The sequence below is a fragment of the Chloroflexus islandicus genome, from assembly GCF_001650695.1.
Lineage (GTDB): Bacteria > Chloroflexota > Chloroflexia > Chloroflexales > Chloroflexaceae > Chloroflexus > Chloroflexus islandicus.
In genome coordinates this window covers 47342-62564 of record NZ_LWQS01000034.1, presented here as the reverse complement: position 1 = coordinate 62564, position 15223 = coordinate 47342, and the positions used below count along the sequence as shown (strand labels likewise).

The 15223-nt window shown below is 59.4% G+C and carries 16 protein-coding genes; 14 read left to right on the top strand and 2 right to left on the bottom strand.

The window, feature by feature from the left end:
- Positions 1–975, bottom strand: coding sequence for a diacylglycerol/lipid kinase family protein (locus A6A03_RS02970; protein WP_066783425.1), 975 nt, complete (start codon positions 973–975; stop codon positions 1–3).
- 107 nt (positions 976–1082) lie between these two features.
- On the opposite strand from A6A03_RS02970, the gene A6A03_RS02965 reads away from it, so the two are divergent.
- The 3 genes from A6A03_RS02965 (at position 1083) to A6A03_RS02955 (ending at position 4186) form a co-directional block, all read left to right on the top strand.
- Entirely contained in the window at positions 1083–1274 is a 192-nt protein-coding gene (locus tag A6A03_RS02965) for a hypothetical protein (protein WP_082908905.1), read from the top strand.
- An 81-nt stretch (positions 1275–1355) separates the two neighbouring features.
- Positions 1356–2255, top strand: coding sequence for a tyrosine recombinase (locus A6A03_RS02960; protein WP_066783422.1), 900 nt, complete (start codon positions 1356–1358; stop codon positions 2253–2255).
- A 311-nt stretch (positions 2256–2566) separates the two neighbouring features.
- A complete protein-coding gene (locus A6A03_RS02955) occupies positions 2567–4186 on the top strand; it encodes a glycine--tRNA ligase (protein WP_066783421.1) in 1620 nt (539 codons plus the stop codon).
- 46 nt (positions 4187–4232) lie between these two features.
- On the opposite strand, the gene A6A03_RS02950 is transcribed toward A6A03_RS02955, so the two are convergent.
- Positions 4233–5153: a molybdopterin-dependent oxidoreductase gene (locus A6A03_RS02950; protein ID WP_066783420.1), complete on the bottom strand. Its 921-nt coding sequence runs from the start codon at positions 5151–5153 to the stop codon at positions 4233–4235.
- 291 nt (positions 5154–5444) lie between these two features.
- Here A6A03_RS02950 and A6A03_RS02945 point away from each other — a divergent pair, with 291 nt between their 5' ends.
- The 11 genes from A6A03_RS02945 to A6A03_RS02900 all read left to right on the top strand — a co-directional run bounded on the left by A6A03_RS02945 (position 5445) and on the right by A6A03_RS02900 (position 15214).
- Positions 5445–6113 (top strand): PadR family transcriptional regulator, encoded by a 669-nt coding sequence (locus A6A03_RS02945; protein ID WP_082908908.1) that lies wholly within the window; start codon positions 5445–5447, stop codon positions 6111–6113.
- A 106-nt stretch (positions 6114–6219) separates the two neighbouring features.
- Positions 6220–6993, top strand: coding sequence for a molybdate ABC transporter substrate-binding protein (gene modA, locus A6A03_RS02940; RefSeq protein WP_066783417.1), 774 nt, complete (start codon positions 6220–6222; stop codon positions 6991–6993).
- A 6-nt stretch (positions 6994–6999) separates the two neighbouring features.
- The gene (modB, locus tag A6A03_RS02935; RefSeq protein WP_066783415.1) at positions 7000–7704 is read left to right on the top strand and encodes a molybdate ABC transporter permease subunit; all 705 of its coding nucleotides are present in this window, start codon (positions 7000–7002) and stop codon (positions 7702–7704) included.
- On the top strand, positions 7682–8845 hold the full coding sequence (locus tag A6A03_RS02930; protein WP_066783404.1) for an ABC transporter ATP-binding protein: 1164 nt from the start codon (positions 7682–7684) through the stop codon (positions 8843–8845). The genes modB and A6A03_RS02930 overlap by 23 nt, the downstream gene beginning before the upstream one ends.
- On the top strand, positions 8790–9416 hold the full coding sequence (locus A6A03_RS02925) for a cyclase family protein (RefSeq protein WP_066783402.1): 627 nt from the start codon (positions 8790–8792) through the stop codon (positions 9414–9416). The genes A6A03_RS02930 and A6A03_RS02925 overlap by 56 nt, the downstream gene beginning before the upstream one ends.
- A gap of 258 nt (positions 9417–9674) precedes the next feature.
- Entirely contained in the window at positions 9675–10247 is a 573-nt protein-coding gene (locus A6A03_RS02920; protein WP_066783400.1) for a hypothetical protein, read from the top strand.
- Positions 10244–10690, top strand: a complete 447-nt coding sequence (locus A6A03_RS02915; RefSeq protein ID WP_066783398.1) for a GGDEF domain-containing protein — start codon at positions 10244–10246, stop codon at positions 10688–10690. Before A6A03_RS02920 ends, A6A03_RS02915 begins: the two co-directional genes overlap by 4 nt.
- Before the next feature lie 445 nt (positions 10691–11135).
- The gene (locus tag A6A03_RS02910) at positions 11136–12260 is read left to right on the top strand and encodes a GGDEF domain-containing protein (protein WP_066783396.1); all 1125 of its coding nucleotides are present in this window, start codon (positions 11136–11138) and stop codon (positions 12258–12260) included.
- 117 nt (positions 12261–12377) lie between these two features.
- Positions 12378–12509: a diguanylate cyclase gene (locus A6A03_RS20250; protein ID WP_156525249.1), complete on the top strand. Its 132-nt coding sequence runs from the start codon at positions 12378–12380 to the stop codon at positions 12507–12509.
- Between the two features lie 81 nt (positions 12510–12590).
- Positions 12591–13217 (top strand): translin family protein, encoded by a 627-nt coding sequence (locus A6A03_RS02905; RefSeq protein WP_066783394.1) that lies wholly within the window; start codon positions 12591–12593, stop codon positions 13215–13217.
- A gap of 20 nt (positions 13218–13237) precedes the next feature.
- Complete coding sequence (locus A6A03_RS02900) at positions 13238–15214, top strand: acyl CoA:acetate/3-ketoacid CoA transferase (protein ID WP_172812274.1); 1977 nt, start codon at positions 13238–13240, stop codon at positions 15212–15214.
- The last annotated feature ends 9 nt before the right edge of the window (positions 15215–15223 follow it).

Here is a 15223-nt window from a genome sequence, read left to right as displayed (position 1 = left end):
TTACTCTTCGACGCGGCGGCGGCGGAGCCACGCCAACAGGCGTTGCGGCCACCGGCGCGCGCTAGGCGGCGGTTGCTGGATCAGGTCATCGGGCAGGTCGGGCGGCAAGAGCGCGCGCAAAGCAGATGGCACCACTGAAAAGCGCATCGGGGTCGTCCCGATGGGATCGCCATCAACCTGTACCGGTAAGGGCGGGCGGGTGATCACCTCGACGGTATGGGCGCGGTAGTAAGCGATGTCGGGATTGAGGCTGAAGCGGCGGCGCAAGATCGCGATGAGATGGCCGATGGCGTTAATCCCATTATCGCCTTTAATCACGCACACGTCGAGCAAGCCGTCATCAATGCTCGCGCGGTGGGTAATCTTGACCAGCCCGCCGTACAGTTGCGAATTACCGATCACAATCATCAACACTCGCGCCTTGATCGGGCGACCGTCGAGCAAGATGCGAGCGCGGGTGCCGCGAATCCGCATCACCTCTTCGATGCCGCGCGCCACATACGCCAAGGCGCCAAACCGGCGCTTTTCGTCGGGGCGGACATTTGCCGTAATCGCGGCGTCAAACCCAATCCCGGCCATCAACAGAAAGTAGCGGTCGCCAGCGCGGCCTAGATCAATCGTGCGCGGCGACCATGCCAGCATTGTTTGCGCGGCAGCGCGGGGTTGGAGGGGTAAACCCAATTCGCGCGCCCACACATTCATCGTGCCCAGCGGCAACGTGGCCAGCATGGTCTGGCTCCCGACGAGACCATTCACAACCTCATTGATCGTACCATCGCCGCCGGCGGCGACCACTAACTCATAGCCGTTGGCAGCGGCTTGCCGGGCAAGGCAACGGCCATCGCCGGGGCCGTTGGTCGGCTGCAAATCAACCGTCCATCCCTGTTCCCGCCAGACCTGAGCGGCTGCCTCAAGTTCGGCTTCCAACTGCCCGGCGTGGCCGGCGGTTGGGTTAAAGACAATCAAAGTGCGCATGCAAGTGTGCTCTCTGTGTATCAGGCTATGGTCAGTATAGCAGAATCCCTGCGCGGCGCTATTGCCAGCCGGCAACGCATGGTACAATAGGCGGGCGAAGGAGGGAGATGCCGATGAGCCAGTTGCAGCCAGAACCAATTGCGCCAGCGCCGGAGGAGCCGGCCCCGTTGGTGATCGCCGGCCCGCGCAGTGTTGATGATGATGAGCGCGAATGTCCCGTTTGTCAGGCGCAGATGCGCCTCTGGGCCGGATTTTATCGCTGCCGGCACTGTGGCTTTAAGGAGAGCTGCTGTTTCTGAATTGACACGCCGCCGTCTTTCCAGTACCATAACCGCTACGCAAACCGCTACACAGGCGGCGATCAACGACCGGGCAGACGCATGAACCAGTATGTAGCGCAATTTCTCGCTTATATGGCCGATGAACGCAATATGTCGGCCAATACAACCGCAGCGTATCGAACCGATCTCGATCAGTTGTGCAGCTTCTTGCAGGATCGCGGGATCGAACGCTGGGCCGATGTTGACGCCGAGGCGATGATGGCCTTTGTGCTCAACCTCAAAGAGAAAAAGTACGCCAACTCGACGGTTGCGCGCCGGTTAGCGGCGGTGAAGTCGTTCTTCGCCTTTTTGCGGGAACGGAACCTCATTAGCCACGATCCAGCCGAGCACCTCGATGCGCCGCGCGTCGATCGCTTCCCGCCGCGGGCGATTTCCCAGCATCAGGTTGATGAGTTGCTGGAGTTGCCGCTGCAAAACGGCACCCCTGAAGGTTTGCGCGATAAGGCGATGCTCGAAGTGCTGTACGCAACCGGGATGCGCGTCAGCGAGTTGGTCGCGCTGAATGTTGATGATGTCGCCTTTGATGCCAAAACCGTGCGCTGTTTGGGCCGGCAAGGCCGCGAACGCACTGTGCCGTTGAGCGATCCGGCGGTGACGGCGCTGGAAGAGTATCTCGATATCGCGCGCCCGCAGTTGGCTCGCCAAACGAGCAGCGATGATGAAGCGCTCTTCCTCAATCATCGCGGCAAGCGGTTGACCCGGCAAGGCTTTTGGCTCATTCTCAAGAGTTATGCCGAACAGGTGGGCATGCATGATTTGACGCCGCATATGTTGCGCCATTCCTTTGCCGCCCACCAGTTGCGCAGCGGGGTTGATTTGCGCGAGTTGCAAGAACGGTTGGGCCACGCCTCGATTGCGACCACGCAGATTTATACTCATCTGGCCGGAGAAACGCCGCCGTCGAATGCGGCCAATAACGGCCATGCCCATCATTCGTAACGCTGCGCTGCCGTGCAGGGTTATCGCAGCAAAGCTGAGTAGGCTCGTGTGAGGTGGTTGCGCACCCTGCTGGCCTGTGCTATACTCGTTTTGGCGATGAACCGGAGGAGTACGTCGCGATGAGCGCCCAGCGAGCCGGGGATGGTGCGAGCCCGGCGGCTCAGAATGGCGGAACGGCGCCGGGGAGCCGGAATTGGCGTTGAGGTGAGCGGCTCGCGCCGCTAACCGGGGTGGAACCGCGCGTCAGGTGTGATGCGTCCCCGGGCGACATGTTCGCCCGGTTTTTTATTGTGTGCGAAGGAGGAATCGCTGTGCCGGCTACATCACTCGACCAGATTGTGGCGCTGGCCAAGCGCCGCGGCTTTATCTTCCCCAGCAGCGAGATTTATGGCGGGTTGCAGGGGGTGTATGATTACGGCCCGCTCGGGGTTGAATTGAAAAACAACATCATCGCCGATTGGTGGCGCACGAATGTTTACGAGCGCGATGATATGGAGGGGTTAGATGCCGCGATCTTGATGAACCGGCTGGTCTGGAAGTACTCTGGTCACGAGGAGACCTTCAACGATCCGCTGGTTGATTGCCGCGTGTGTAAGATGCGCTGGCGCGCCGACCACATCCACGGCGTTTGCCCCAATTGCGGTTCGCGCGATCTGACCGAGCCGCGCCCGTTTAACATGATGTTCCGCACCCAGATCGGGCCGGTGGCCGATAGCGGCTCGTTCGCGTATCTGCGCCCCGAAACTGCGCAGGGCATTTTTGTGAATTTTGCCAATGTACTGACGACGACGGCTCGCAAGCTGCCGTTTGGGATTGCTCAAGTCGGCAAGGCGTTTCGCAACGAGATCAACCCGCGCAACTTCCTCTTCCGGGTGCGCGAGTTCGAGCAGATGGAGATCGAGTATTTCGTGATGCCCGGCGCCGATGAAGAGTGGCACCAGCGCTGGCTTGAGTCCCGGTTGGCATGGTGGGAGCAGATCGGTATTCCGCGCAGCCGGATCACGATCTACGATGTGCCCGCCGATGAGCTGGCCCACTACTCGAAACGCACCTTCGATCTGATGTACGACTATCCCAATATCGGCGTGCAAGAGATTGAGGGGATCGCCAATCGCACCGACTACGATCTTGGCTCGCACAGCAAAGATCAAGACCAGCTCAATTTAACCGCGCGCGTCAATCGCAACGAGGATAGCATTGCCCGCCTGACCTACTTCGATCAGGCTAGTGGCCGGCACGTGGTGCCGTATGTGATCGAGCCGTCGGCAGGGGTGGGGCGCGCGATGTTAGCCGTGCTGTGCGAGGGGTATGCCGAAGAGCTGACCAAGGCCTTGCCGGCTGACAAGCTGGCCGTGGTTGGCGAAGCGCTGCAATCGTTCCTCAAGTCGGTGGGTCGCAGCGAAAAGATCAGCGCCGAAGCGCGCGATGCGATTCTGGCGCGGGGTGAAGAACTCGGCCAAGCGTTGGCCGAGCGGTTGCCGGAAGTCGAGCAGTTATTGGCGATGCCGGGAGTGGATCAGATTGAGGTGGGCAAGAAACTGCGCGGCCAAGCCCAACCGCTGATCGACGAGCATTACCGCACGGTGTTGCGGCTCAAGCCGCGGCTGGCCCCGATCAAAGCGGCGGTCTTCCCGCTCAAGCGCAACCACGACCAACTGGTCGCCACCGCCAAAGAGGTGCGCCGCCGGTTGCAGCTTGGCGGCGACATGCGCACCGTCTACGACGACACCGGCGCGATCGGCAAACTCTACCGCCGGCAAGACGAGATCGGCACGCCGTTCTGCATTACGGTCGATTTCGACACGATCGGGCAGGGCAAAGATCCGGCCTTGGCCGAAACCGTTACGGTGCGCGATCGCGATACGATGGCCCAAGAGCGGGTGCCGATCGCCGAACTTGAAGCATATCTCCGCGAGAAGCTCCGCGCATAGTCACTTGTAGCGCCGCACAGCAGTGCGGCGTCAAGGCAGTGCGGCGCTACAAGAGCCAATGGTACACCGCGGTCTGGCCGGTGTTGTCGGTAATCTGCACTGCTAACCGGCGGCTCGCGCTGATGCCCGCCGGGTTGTAATAGCTAAATTGCCGCCATGCGCGCGGGCCGAGATCGCTCGCAAGGGTGGCTGCATGCCACGGTCCGTCGTCAAGCGCTAACGCTACGCGGGCAATACCCTGCCCTGCCGACCATGCCACTCCGCGCAGCGGTTGATGATTATCGCCTTGGAGAACCTCACTAAGGTTGAACAGCCGGCAATCAATGGCTAACGAACCATCGCCGTGCGCTGCGGGCGGCGCTGCTTCGGCTGAGAGCAGCGTGATCCGCTCGATCCATTTCATCCAGTACGCGCCGGCCCAGCCGGGCACAACCAACCGTACCGGTCCGCCGTGCAGCGTCGGCAGCGGCTGGCCGTTGACCGCATACGCTAGCATCGCATCGTGCCAGAGCTTAGCAAGGGGAACATAGCGTACCAGCGGCTGCTCGCCATAGCTCCAACAGGCGGCAAAGGCCGCCTGCGGCTTGACGCCGGCGGCTTCCAGCAAGAGGGCAACCGGAACGCCAATCCACTCGGCGTTGGCAATCGCTGCGTAGCGGTCGTTGCCGTCGTCGCGCCCAATGAGCACGGCAAAGAAGCTGCTGACCGGTTTGTGGAGCAGGTCGTCGTAGTCAATCACCAGCGGATGCCGGACAAGCCCGTCAATCGTCAATTCCCAACTGGCCGGGCTCAGGTCTGGGATCAGTTGCCGGTTACGCGCAAAGAAGTGCTCAATGTTCGTCACCGCTGCGTCGAGGATCGCGAGTGGCGGGTCAAGGATCAGCGGGTGGGTGGAGCGCTGGCGGAGCCGGTTGTCCTTGACCAGCGATTGGATTGGCGAGGTGAACGGGAGCGTCTCAAGTGACATACGAGCATCCGTTGGTGTAGAGTGCTTGGTCAACTACCGGCAGTATAGCGGCGCCGGCTGCAAAAATGATGACAATCACTGGCGTTAAGACTACAAAACGTTTAGCCATGCCGGTTAATTTGACGAGTAGTGAAAGGGTACGGTATAGTACTCATACTATGAGTATTCAAAGCGTAACAACAGTGTTGTGCAGGAGCTGGGCGGTTAGTGGTTGGACATACTGCGGCGAGACCGAGTTATGTCGCTGTGGTGATTGCGCAACTGCAGCGATTGGCGGCGAGCGGGTGGGTGATGCCTTCACAGAAACAGCCTCTTACCATTGAGCTAGCTCTGCTTGGGTTCGTGCGGCAGCGACCCATGCACCCGTATGAGTTATTTCAGCAGGCGCAAGCGCGCGATGGGTTGGGGTGCATTTGGCGGATCAAGCAAAGCCACCTCTACGCCGTGCTTGATCGGCTCGAAGCAGAGGGGTATCTCCGTTGCCATCTTGAAGGACAGGGCAGCCGGCCACCGCGCAAAATCTTCTCGTTGACCGAGCAGGGTGAAGCGATTTTTACCGAATGGTTAAGCACGCCGGTAGCGCATGGCCGTGATATCCGGTTAGAGTTTTTAGCCAAATACTACTTTGCCCGGCGTGAAGGGGTTGCGGCAGCAACGCAATTATTGGTGCGGCAAATCGTTTGTTGCCAAACATGGCTGGCAGAGAACGATATCAAGATCGCTGCGCTGCCGGCCGATGCGTTTGAACGGGTAGTGTTGCAATATCGAACGGGCCAGTTGCAGGCAGTGTTGGCGTGGTTAGAGGGATGCCGGCAGACGTTGGTTCAAGAGCGAGCAGAACATCTGTCCGGCGCCCGGCCCTTCAGGGCCGGGCTTGGCTTACGAAGCCCGCTGCGCGGGCTGCTGGCCCTCACCCCTGCCCCTCTCCCACGCCACTGGGAGAGGGGAGCGGAGAATTGAGCGTTGAGGCATTGCGTAGCGATGAATGGTTGTACTCGATCAAACGTTATGTTCGACCCTCAACACACGCTGGCAGAGGTTGTTGAACGCTAACAGGATATACATCATGATTCGATCGTTCAGTCTTCTCCTCTTCGCGCTCTGGATGCTAACCGCGTGTAGTACACCCCAAGCAACCGCAGCTACCGAGATCACGGTTGCAGCGGCGGCTGATCTCACTCCGGCGTTTCAGGAGATTGGGGCGCTGTTTACCGAACGCACCGGGATTCAGGTGGTGTTCAATTTCGGCTCGACCGGCCAGCTTGCCCAACAGATCGAGCGCGGCGCGCCGTTTGATGTGTTTTACGCCGCCAATAAGAGCTTTGTCGAAGATTTGGCTGCGAAGGGGGCAGTCGATGAGTCGTCGATGACCATCTATGCCCAAGGCCGGATCACGGTCTGGACGCGGCCCGATCAGGGGTTGCAACCGCAGCAGCTCACTGATCTGCTCGATCCGGCCTACCGCCGGATTGCGATTCCCAACCCAGAGCACGCTCCGTACGGGCAGGCGGCGCGCGAGGCGTTGGAACGAGCCGGAATCTGGGAGCAGATCAAAGACCGGCTGGTGTTTGGCGAGAATGTGGCCCAAACCTTGACGCTGGCCGATACTGGCAATGTCGAAGCAGCGATTGTCGCTCTCTCGCTGAGCGTGCAGAGCAATGGCCATTGGGTGCTGATTCCGGCAGAATTGCATCCCGATTACCCGCTGATTCAGATGGCGGCGATTGTGACCAGCTCAAAGCAGCGTGAGGCTGCGCGCCGGTTTATGAATTTTGTAAGCAGCCCGGAAGGGCACGAGATCATGAGCAAGTATCATTTCATCTTGCCCAACGAGAGGTAGCGGAGTATGAATTGGCCGGCGTTGTGGCTGTCATTGCAGGTGACGGTCTTGGCAACGTTCTTCATCGTTGTGATCGGTTTGCCGATTGCATTGTTCCTTGCGCGTACCGCGTTCCCCGGACGAATTGTGGTGGAGACGCTCTTGATGCTACCATTGATTTTGCCGCCGAGCGTGATCGGCTATTATCTGCTGCTAGCGTTGGGGCGGGGTAGTCCGCTTGTGGAATGGTTTCAGATCCGCATTTTGTTTTCGTGGCCGGCGGCAGTGGTGGCGGCGGTGGTGGTAGGGTTGCCGCTGATGATCCAGAGCAGCAAAGCCGCGCTAGCAAACGTTGATCCGCGGCTTGAACAAGCGGCGCGCACGTTGGGGGCCGGCGAACTGCGGATTATTGTCCGGATCACGTTACCGCTGGCCCGGCGCGGGATTGTGGCCGGCATCGTGTTGGGAGGCGCGCGGGCGCTGGGCGAATTTGGCGCTACCTTGATGGTGACGGGCAATATCCCCGGACGCACCCAGACCTTGCCGATCGCGATTTATGATGCAGTGCAAGCGCAACGGTACGCTGACGCCAACTTGATGGTGCTGGTCATGACTGCGGTTGCCTTTGTTGGCTTATGGTGGGTGCGCCAACTGGAACGTCCGCGCCCGGCGCCGGCTGCAACGCAGATCACGAGGCAGGAGGAAACCGATGCAACCGCGCTTGTTCGTTGATATCAGGCGCCGGTTTGATCATCTGACGCTGCGGATGCAGTTTCAGGTTGAAGCCGAGATCCTCGTACTGTTTGGGCCGTCGGGGGCGGGCAAGACGCAGACCTTGCAGGCGATTGCCGGCTTGATGACGCCGGATGAGGGCATAATCAGCCTTGGCGATACGGCATTGTTTCGCCGGCGCCTCGGCGAAACGCCGATCAACCTGCCGCCGCGCCGGCGCCGGATCGGCTATGTCTTCCAGCATTACGCCCTCTTCCCGCACATGACGGCGCTGGAGAATGTCGCGTTTCCGTTAGGCAATAGCGCGCAGGCCCGTCGTCGCGCTCACGAGCTGCTCGATCGCATGCATCTGGCCCATCTGGCCCAGCGTAAACCGCACGAATTGTCGGGCGGTCAGCAGCAGCGGGTGGCGATTGCGCGCGCTTTGGCGACCGATTCGCCGGTCATCTTGTTTGACGAGTCATTTTCGGCGCTTGACCAGCCGGTGCGTGACCAGTTGCACGCCGATCTACGCGCCTTACAGGCCGAGCGCGGTCTGATCGTGATCTACGTCACTCATAATCTCGATGACGCCTTTGCCGTTGGGCGCCGGATCGCGATTGTGCGCGAGGGCCAGATCGAGCAAATCGGGCCGCTGGCCGAGGTCTGCCGGTATCCGGCCAATGTGCGGGTGGCGCGGGTGTTGGGGATGGCCAATTTGATCACAGCGCGCGTGATTGGCATTGACCTCGATCGGGTCTGGCTCGATTGGCAGGGATGGCGGATTGCTGCCGCGCTGCCGCCGCAACTGCCGGCGCTGGGAGCGACGGTCACGGCCTTCATCCGGCCCGAAGAGATCTGGCTCGTCTACCCTGATCGCCCGCTGACCCGGTTTGCCGATCACAATCTGCTGCCGGGCCGGATTGTCGAGTGGCGGCCAGGCCGGCGGTTGTTTCAGTTGCACGTTGCGGTTGGGGGAGTGATGCTAGAGATGGCCCATCCCTACACCGCGTATACGGATCTCGATACGGCGGTAGGGAATGAGGTGCAGCTAAGTATTCACCCCGAAAGCGTCGTCATTGTGCCAGAAACCAGCCAAACTACGCATGATCTACGATCTCACCCGTCCGATCACATCCGGCATGCCGGTATATCCGGGTGATCCGCCGGTGCAGATCACGCCGCTGCCTAGCCCGCCATGGCAGATCAGTGCGCTACACTTAGGCACCCACAGCGGCACCCATCTCGATGGGCCGCGCCATCGTTTTGCTGATGGCGCCGGAATTGATGCGATTCCGCCTGAGCGGCTAGTCGGGCCGGGGATCGTGATTGATGCCCGCGGGTATGCGGCCAATGCGCCGATCGGGCCAGAAGTCTTGGCCGGCGTGGCGTTGCCGGCGGGCTTGATGGTGGTTATCCGCACCGGCTGGGAAGCGTATTGGGGAACAGATGAATATGCTCGCCACCCGTATCTGAGCGCCGGATTGGCGCAGGCACTGGTTGATGCAGGTGTCACGCTGGTAGCAATCGATGCCTTCAGCGTCGATTCGACTGTTGACGGCAATGATACCGCCCATGTTGCATTATTAGGGAAGAACATCCTCATTGCCGAAAACCTCTGCAATCTGGCCGCATTGGAATCCGGCGTCCGCTATACCTTCGCTTTCCTCCCTCTGCCCCTCGTCTATGCCGACGGCGCACCGGCGCGCGTGCTGGCTTGGCGCGAAACATAAACTATTTCCTAACCAAAAAAGCTATTCAAAATCGATTCAGTTCATGTTATGATAGTTGGGCGCAATAGATTGTTTGCGTCGTGAGATGTCTTGAGTTGCAATATAATATGATGAAGAGATTTTATTCTTGTGCGTAAACGGTGTTAACCACTCATTTCTCTAGCTTCATCTCTAGTAATAGTGGTTTTTTGTGGTAGATGCAACGTGCGAATATGATAGAGACGTTGCCTTGCAACGCCTCTTCAACGTTTTTTTGCCATGCAGGATACACTCGAACAGGCGATTCAGCACTTTGAACACCAACGCCGCCGTACTTGCCAGATCGCTGGTCTGCTTAGTGTGGTTTTAATCTCGATTGATGCGTTTGCCATTCTGTCCTCTGATCTCTACCGATCGTGGGTAGAGCGGTTGGTACATCTCGCCAATAATCTGGTTATGGTGACAGGTGCATTGGCGCTCGTTTGGATGCTCTCGCGGCGCTGCAATCAACTTACCTTCCTCGAACGGCTCGCCTTCTTCTTGTTTACCTTCGATTCGCTGGTATTCAATAGTTTGGTGCCGCCGCTGTTTGGCCAGACTCTTGCGCAACGCTGGCATGAGACCGTCAAGGATGATATTTGGTTGATGATGGTGGTGTGCGCGCTCGCCTTTCACCTACTTCGCTACCACATCGCGATGGCGTTTACGATCGGTTTTTATAGCCTTTCGGTGGCGATTGTGGGTGGCCAGATGGTATTCGCCAGCCTGCAAGGCATTAATCTTGAACCGGGTGGCGGGTGTTGCAAGTGTACGCTTCGGCAGCGGTGTTTTTGGGCTTTATCTACGTCATGAGTCATTATCGAGCGCAGGCGCAGCAGTTGCAAACCGAGTATGCCTTGATGAAAGAGTGGGCGCTCATCAATGGGTTGACCGGGATCGCCAACCGGCGTCGCTGCGAGCAGGCGTTGCAAGAAGCGATGGCGCGTTGCCGGCGGTACGATGAACCATTCACCATTTTCCTGTGGGATATTGATCACTTTAAACAGATCAACGACGTCTACGGTCACGAGGTGGGTGATCGGGTGTTGCGCCAGATGGCCCAGTTGGCCCGTGCCAAGATTCGCGCATCTGATGTGGTTGGCTGGTGGGGCGGGGAAGCGTTTTTCTTGCTGCTGCCGCATACCCGCTTGGGTGAGGCGATGCAGTTGATCGAGCGGTTGCGGTGTGCGGTGATGGCCGAGGTGGTGGTTGGCGATCGTCCGGTGACGGCCAGTTTTGGCGTGGCCGAATACTAGGGTGATGATGATCCGGCTGGATTCTTGGCGCGCGCTGACGCGGCTCTGTACACTGCCAAAGCTGCCGGGCGTAATCAAGTGCGGGCGCATCCGCCGCTGGCGAGCCAGTCTGTTGCGATCTTGTAACAGGCGCTCGCTACAGTAGTCAGCATGCACGGCAACGGCTGGTGTGTCGCGCCACGAGCGAGGGTCTACAGACGGCAGTACATGCCGGACGGATCGTTGCCGGCGGAACACCCTGCGTTTGGGCAAAAGATCCGGATGATTTCCCGCCAAAAGCAACCTCAGTCGAGTATGATGAAAGGGAGTCTTTTCGCGGTGTTCTCGTGGCTTGACGCTCGCACATTGCAAAGGCGCCTTGTTCTCGTATCATCGCTTCGCTGGCGGAGCATTGGCGAAGGTTCTATCCCTCATCATTGCTGCGGTGACGAAGCCCCTGTCTACTATGCAAACGGTCATCGAACAAGAACGCGGACGCTTCGACCAGCAACGTCGCCGCACTTACCAGATCGCTGGTTCGCTGGGTGTCTTGATGGTGGCAATTGATATTGTCAAGCAAAGCCTTGATCATACTCAGCCGCTCGTTGTGCGTCTCGTCTATATTGTTAATGATCTCTTTCTGATCGCGATTTCCCTCTTTGTGGTTTGGCTCGTCACCACCCGGCGCGGCAAATTAACGACCGTGGAACGGCTGATGTTTATCGTCTTCGCTGCCGAGTCGTTGTTATTCAACGGCATTGTGCCGCCGCTGCTCGGCCAAACCCTCGCGTTGCGCTGGGAGCAGACCGTTAATGATGATATCTGGTTCTTGTTCATGATCTGCACGCTCGGTTTTCACCTCTTCCGTCATCGGGCCAGTGTGCTGATAGTCACCAGTTTGTACGGTCTCTCGGTGATCATTCTGGGTGGCCAAATCCTGTTCAGTATGCCGCACGAACCGCTCGAACCGGGGTTGCGCTCGTTGCAAGTGTATGGCATGGGCGCGATCTTTCTGTGCTTTATCTATATTGTCAGCCGTTACCGGGCGCAGACCCAGCGGTTGCAGATCGAGTATGAGCTGATGGAAGAGTGGGCCTTTGTCGATATGCTTACCGGCTTGGCCAACCGCCGGCGTTGTGAACAGGTGTTGCAAGAAGCAACTGCGCGCTATCAACGGTACGGCGAACCATTTACGATCTGTTTGTGGGATATTGACCACTTTAAGCAGATCAACGACACTTATGGCCACGAAGGCGGCGATCAGATCTTGCGCCAGATGGCGCGTTTGGCGCGCACGATGATCCGTTCGACCGATTTCGTTGGGCGGTGGGGCGGCGAAGAGTTTTTCTTGCTGCTGCCCTGCACGCATCTCGCAGAAGCTGAGCAGCTTGCTGATCGTTTGCGCCATCGTATTATGGAGCACATAGGGCTTAGCGATCACGTCGTCTCAGCGAGTTTCGGTGTGGCCGAATATCACCCCAGCGACGATCAGACTAGTCTGCTGGCGCGAGCGGACTCTGCCCTGTATGAGGCCAAATCGACCGGACGCAACCGGGTCGTCGGCGCTGAATTGTCTCCTTCGTTTGGGTGAAAAAACTGCAATGGATCTACCCTAAGCCAGTCCTTGCTTCCCATTTATAGAAATGTGAAGATTATGTAAGCATGTGTTGGCCGGCCTTCATGATGGTGGTTCGCTGATACCCAACCGGTGACGGCGAGTTGTGGCGTGGCGTCGTACCGGCCAGACGATGATCAGACCAGCCTGCTAGTGCGAACCGATCGGGCGTTGTATACGGCCAAAGCCACTGGACGCAAGCGGGTTGAGATCGCGATCAATTGACGTAACAGCGAGACAACGGATCAGGAGCCTCTGCAATCGATGCTATAATAGCCACTACGCTGACCAAGCAAGGGGTTCTGTATGAGCATCGAGCAGATTGTTGCCGGGTGCGTGGTGCAGCTTGAGAGCATCCACACCGCACGCGAGCGTGCGATCGCAGCGACGCGCGTTTTAGTGCGGCAAAGCGCTAACAGTATTCGTGCTGCCCATCGCGGCGATTTTGCCACGGCCCGCCATCTCTTGGCGGTAGCCGAGGGAGTAGTAGCCGAACTCAATGACGCTACTGCCGGTGCGCCTGAAGTGCGCTACGCCGGTTACACCCAAGATGCCTTGAAAGAGTACGCCGAGGCGCATCTAGTGTTAGCCTTTTTGGCCGGTGACGAGCCGCCGACCGGTGAAATGATCGGCGTTGAGCCGGCGGCCTATCTCAACGGTTTGGCCGAGGCGGCGAGCGAGCTGCGCCGGGCGATTCTCGATGGCTTGCGCCGGGGTGAGGTGGCGCGTGGCGAACAATTGCTGGGCGTGATGGACGATATCTACAGCGCATTGATCACGGTCGATTTTCCCGAAGCGATTACCGGCGGTCTGCGGCGCACCACCGATGCGCTGCGGGCAGTGCTTGAGCGCACTCGGGGCGATGTGACAACGGCGATCAGGCAGGAATATTTGGCGACGGCGATGCGCGCGTTGGAGTCGCGGCTTGAGTAGCCGGCAGTCGTGAGGGCATGATGCAGGTTGATCAGGAAACGCAGGGTCGCCGCAATAAAGTGGTGAGCGCCGCCGATGCCGTGCAGGTGATCCGTAGCGGCGACACCGTCGCAACGGGTGGGTTTGTCGGCACCGGCTTTGCCGAAGAGATCGCGATCGCGTTGGCAGAGCGGTTTCGCGCTACCGGTGAACCGCGTGATCTGACGCTCGTCTATGCGGCGGGGCAGGGTGATGGGAAAGCGAAGGGGTTGAACCATCTCGGCCTGCCCGGTTTGGTGCGCCGGGTGATTGGCGGCCACTGGGGCTTAGTGCCGGCCTTGCAACGTCTTGCCGTCAGCGGGCAGATCGAAGCCTATAATTTGCCGCAGGGCGTGATTACCCACCTCTACCGTGACATCGCTGCCGGCAAGCCGCGCACGATTACGCGCGTCGGCCTCGGCACATTCGTCGATCCGCGCATCAGCGGCGGCAAACTCAACGATCGCACCCAGACGGATCTGGTCGAACTGATCACGTTTGATGGCGAGGAATATCTGGCCTACAAGACCTTCCCGATCCATGTCGCTATTCTACGCGGCACGACTGCCGATACCGAAGGCAATGTCACTATGGAGCGCGAGGCGCTGACGCTCGAGGCGCAGGCGTTGGCGATGGCCGCGCACAATTCCGGCGGGATCGTGATCGTGCAGGTCGAGCGGTTGGCCCAGCGGGGCACGCTTTCGCCCCGCCACGTCAAGATTCCCGGCATTCTGGTTGATTGTATCGTCGTCGCGCGTCCCGAACATCATTGGCAGACCTTTGCCGTGGCGTACGATCCGGCGCTGAGCGGCGAGATTCGGGTGCCTACCGAGCTGTTGTCGCCGATGCCGCTCAATGAGCGCAAACTGATCGCGCGCCGGGCAGCGTGTGAACTCCAAGCCAATGCGGTTGTGAATCTCGGCATTGGCATGCCGGAAGGAATTGCGGCGGTAGCCGCCGAAGAGGGCATCTCCGACTTGTTAACGCTCACGACCGAGCCGGGGGTGATTGGCGGTATTCCGAGCAGCGGGCTCAATTTCGGCACCGGCATTAATACCGATGCGATTGTTGATCAACCGGCGCAGTTTGATCTGTATGACGGCGGCGGGTTGGATCTGGCCTTTCTTGGCTTGGCGCAGGCCGATGCTGCTGGCAACCTTAACGTGAGCAAATTCGGCCCGCGGCTGGCCGGCGCTGGCGGCTTTATCAACATCAGCCAAAATGCGCGCCGGGTGGTGTTTGTGGGCACCTTTACCGCCGGCGGCTTGCAGGTGGCCGTCCATAATGGGAAGCTCCAGATCGTACAAGAGGGGCGCGAGCGTAAGTTCGTCGAACAGGTTGAGCACATTACCTTTAGCGGGCGCTATGCGGCCAAGCGGGGCCAGCCGGTGCTCTACGTCACCGAGCGCGCCGTCTTCCGGCTCACCCCGGCTGGGATTGAGCTGTGCGAGATTGCCCCCGGCATCGACCTTGAACGCGATATTCTGGCCCAGATGGCGTTTCGTCCGGCGATGGCCGCCGATGTGCGGGTGATGGATGCGCGCATCTTTCGGGATGGGCCAATGGGACTGCGGGCAGAACTGGTCGGCTTGCCGCTCGAACGGCGTTTCAGTTACGACCCGCACAGCGGCATTCTCTTTATCAACTTTGAAGGTCTGCGCATCACCCGGCCGGAACAGATTACCGCAATTGCCGATCACGTTGACCAACTGGCGCGCCGGGCCGGCCAGCGAATGGCGGCGGTGGTCAACTACGACAACTTCAGCATTACGCCGGAACTGTTGCCAGAATATAGCGCGATGGTCGCGCACTTGATGGAGCGGTACTACACCCGCGTCACTCGTTATACAACGAGCGCCTTTTTGCGGATGAAGATCGGCGATGCCTTGGCGGCGAGCGGGGTGGCGCCGCATCTGTTCGAGCAGCAAGAAGAGGCATTACGCGCGTTGCGCGCGTCGCCAGCCACGGATGCCGGTTAAGAGCGGGCT

Coding starts and splice junctions, on each gene's coding strand:
- A6A03_RS02965 (WP_082908905.1), top strand. CDS start 1,083: ATGCCGATGAGCCAGTTGCAGCCAGAACCAATTGCGCCAGCGCCGGAG.
- A6A03_RS02950 (WP_066783420.1), bottom strand. CDS start 5,153: ATGTCACTTGAGACGCTCCCGTTCACCTCGCCAATCCAATCGCTGGTC.
- A6A03_RS02925 (WP_066783402.1), top strand. CDS start 8,790: ATGATCTACGATCTCACCCGTCCGATCACATCCGGCATGCCGGTATAT.
- A6A03_RS02915 (WP_066783398.1), top strand. CDS start 10,244: ATGAGTCATTATCGAGCGCAGGCGCAGCAGTTGCAAACCGAGTATGCC.
- A6A03_RS02910 (WP_066783396.1), top strand. CDS start 11,136: ATGCAAACGGTCATCGAACAAGAACGCGGACGCTTCGACCAGCAACGT.
- modA (WP_066783417.1), top strand. CDS start 6,220: ATGATTCGATCGTTCAGTCTTCTCCTCTTCGCGCTCTGGATGCTAACC.
- A6A03_RS02930 (WP_066783404.1), top strand. CDS start 7,682: ATGCAACCGCGCTTGTTCGTTGATATCAGGCGCCGGTTTGATCATCTG.
- A6A03_RS02970 (WP_066783425.1), bottom strand. CDS start 975: ATGCGCACTTTGATTGTCTTTAACCCAACCGCCGGCCACGCCGGGCAG.
- A6A03_RS02900 (WP_172812274.1), top strand. CDS start 13,238: ATGCAGGTTGATCAGGAAACGCAGGGTCGCCGCAATAAAGTGGTGAGC.
- A6A03_RS02945 (WP_082908908.1), top strand. CDS start 5,445: ATGCCTTCACAGAAACAGCCTCTTACCATTGAGCTAGCTCTGCTTGGG.
- A6A03_RS02905 (WP_066783394.1), top strand. CDS start 12,591: ATGAGCATCGAGCAGATTGTTGCCGGGTGCGTGGTGCAGCTTGAGAGC.
- A6A03_RS02920 (WP_066783400.1), top strand. CDS start 9,675: ATGCAGGATACACTCGAACAGGCGATTCAGCACTTTGAACACCAACGC.
- modB (WP_066783415.1), top strand. CDS start 7,000: ATGAATTGGCCGGCGTTGTGGCTGTCATTGCAGGTGACGGTCTTGGCA.
- A6A03_RS02960 (WP_066783422.1), top strand. CDS start 1,356: ATGAACCAGTATGTAGCGCAATTTCTCGCTTATATGGCCGATGAACGC.